The following is a 2436-nucleotide window of genomic DNA, read 5'->3' as shown; positions in this document are numbered from 1 at the left end:
GTGAGCGTCATCCGGTGACCACGCCCTGAGGGCTGATCTGGTCGGCTAGGAAGACCTCGTGGATTGGTTTTTCACGAGGTCACCATGTCAAAGGATAGTTGTAAGGATGGCGCTAAGGATAGGCATACGGCTATCCTTGAGGACGGCTCTAACACGTTGCAGCGCATCGAGATCATCACGGGGACTGGCCGCCGACGGCGCTGGTCGACGGATGCGAAAGCGGCGATTGTTGCGGAGAGTTTCGCGCCGGGTGCAAGCGCTTCCGGGGTGGCGCGGCGGTACGACATCAGCCCGGGCCTGTTATTTCTTTGGCGTCGTCAGGCAACGCGGGCAAAGGTCGCGGCGCGCAGGGATGGAGGCGTGGCACCAGGCTTTGTGCCGGTCACGATTACTGGCTGCGGCGGCAAATTGCCGGTATGCGAGGAGCAGGGGGCGATTGAGATCGAGGTCGGCGCGGTTCGCATCCGTGTCGTGGGAACGGTCGACCGGCGGGCACTCTGCGAGGTGCTGGCGGCAGTCGGGACGGTTGGCCGATGATCGGGCTCCGACCTGGGTTGTCGATCTGGATCGCGACGCAGCCGGTCGATTTCCGTCGCGGCATGGACTCGCTGGCGCTGCTGGTGAGCGAGGCGTTTGGAGCCGATCCGTTCGACGGCGGGCTGTGGGTGTTTCGCTCCAAGCGCCGAGATCGCGTGAAGATTCTGACCTGGGACGGAAGCGGCCTTGTCCTTTACTACAAGAGAATCGAGGGGCAGTTCACCTGGCCGCCGATCAAGGAAGGCGTCATGCCGCTATCTCATGCTCAGCTCTCGGTACTGCTTGACGGTTCGGATTGGAAGCGTGTGCCGATGCGGGTTGTGGATCAACCAACACGAGCTGGTTGATCATCGTCAAGAGTAGTTCGTCATTCATGCAGAGCTGTAGTAGAAACACGCTGCATGATTGATTTGCCTTCTGATCCAGCATTGCTCCAGCAAACCGTGATGGCGTTGTCGTCACGGCTTGCGGTGTTGTCGGCGGAATGTAGCACGCTGGCGACCGAACGTGATGCGGCGATCGCCCAGCGCGATGCTGCGATCCAGGAGAACGACAAGCTCCTGGTGATCCTGTCGCAGTACAAGCGCACGATCTTCGGTCCCCGCTCCGAGACACTGGATTCCGGACAGCAGTCTCTCTTCACCATTGCGGCGCAGGCGGCTTCTGCGGCCGGCAATGATGATGCGCCCGGGGCCAAGCTGCCCGACAGATCCGAGGCTCGTGGAAAGCAACCGGCGCGACGCAACCGGGGGAGGCTTCCGGAGCATCTGCCGCGCATTGATGTCGTGATCGACGTCGAGACTGACATCTGTCCTTGTTGTGGCGAACGGCTGCACAGGATCGGGGAGACCGTCAAGGAAGCCTTCGATGTCGTTCCGATGCAGTACCGGGTCAAGCGCATCATGCGCCCACGCTATGGCTGCCGGGGGTGCCGCCAGGGTGTGCTGCAGGCGGCCGCGCCGGCCCAGGCGGTCGAGGGCGGGATGGTGACGGAAGCCTTGCTGGCTCACATCGCGGTGATGAAATACGGTTACCAGCTGCCGTTATATCGCCAGGAACAGATGTTTGCCGCGCAGGGCATCGCGCTCGACCGTCAGACGCTGGCTTCGTGGATGGGCCGCGTCGCCTGGTGGCTGAGGCCGCTTCACGCGCTGTTGCGCGACACGGTGATCTCCTTCCCGCGGCTGTTTGCCGATGAGACACCGCTGCCGGTTCTTGATCCCGGCCGTGGCAGGACCAGGATCTGCCAGTTCTGGGCGATCGCCACCGATGACCGGCCGTGGGGCGGCCCGGCACCGCCGGCGGTGGTCTACGTGTTCGCCGAGGATCGCAAGGCGATCCGCGCCAAACAGCTGTTCGGAGACTACCGGGGCATTCTGCAGGTTGACGGCTATGCCGCCTACAAGGGTCTGATCAAGAACGGCGGCCATCTGGTGCAACTGGCATTCTGCTTTGCGCATGCGCGGCGGAAGTTCTGGGACGTTCACGTCGCGACGAAGTCGCCGATTGCCGCGGAAGCGCTGCAACGGATTGCGATGTTCTATGCCGTCGAAGACCGCATCCGTGGTCTGCCGGCGGCGCAGCGGGCTGCGGTTCGGCAAACTGACACCAGACCGCTGATCGAGGACTTCAAGCCCTGGCTCGAGGCGCGGCTGCTGGAAGTCTCGAAGAAGTCTGGCCTTGGCAAGGCCATCCGCTACACCCTAAACCATTGGGAAGGCCTGACGCGCTTCATCGATGACGGACGCATTGAAATAGACAACAATACGGTCGAGCGCACCATCAAGCCGATAGGGCTTGGAAAGAAGAACCATTTGTTCGCGGGCAGCGAAGGCGGCGCCGAGACATGGGCCATTCTCGCGTCGCTCATCAACTCGGCAAAGCTGCAAGATATCGACC

At 62.3% G+C, this 2436-nt stretch carries 3 protein-coding genes; all 3 read left to right on the top strand.

Annotated elements, in window-relative coordinates:
- Positions 1-132 precede the first annotated feature (132 nt).
- A complete protein-coding gene (locus tag QJT82_RS45270; protein ID WP_035633827.1) occupies positions 133-537 on the top strand; it encodes a transposase in 405 nt (134 codons plus the stop codon).
- The gene (gene tnpB / locus QJT82_RS45265) at positions 534-884 is read left to right on the top strand and encodes an IS66 family insertion sequence element accessory protein TnpB (RefSeq protein ID WP_026192390.1); all 351 of its coding nucleotides are present in this window, start codon (positions 534-536) and stop codon (positions 882-884) included. The genes QJT82_RS45270 and tnpB overlap by 4 nt, the downstream gene beginning before the upstream one ends.
- An 81-nt stretch (positions 885-965) precedes the next feature.
- The coding region (locus QJT82_RS45260) for an IS66 family transposase (protein ID WP_245288931.1) at positions 966-2436 on the top strand (1471 nt) is incomplete at its 3' end.

It is taken from the genome of Bradyrhizobium sp. Mp19, assembly GCF_029952935.1.
Classification (GTDB): domain Bacteria; phylum Pseudomonadota; class Alphaproteobacteria; order Rhizobiales; family Xanthobacteraceae; genus Bradyrhizobium; species Bradyrhizobium elkanii.
Note: the sequence above shows the minus strand (reverse complement) of the source record. Positions and strands in the feature narration are given on the sequence as shown.

Coding starts and splice junctions, on each gene's coding strand:
- tnpB (WP_026192390.1), top strand. CDS start 534: ATGATCGGGCTCCGACCTGGGTTGTCGATCTGGATCGCGACGCAGCCG.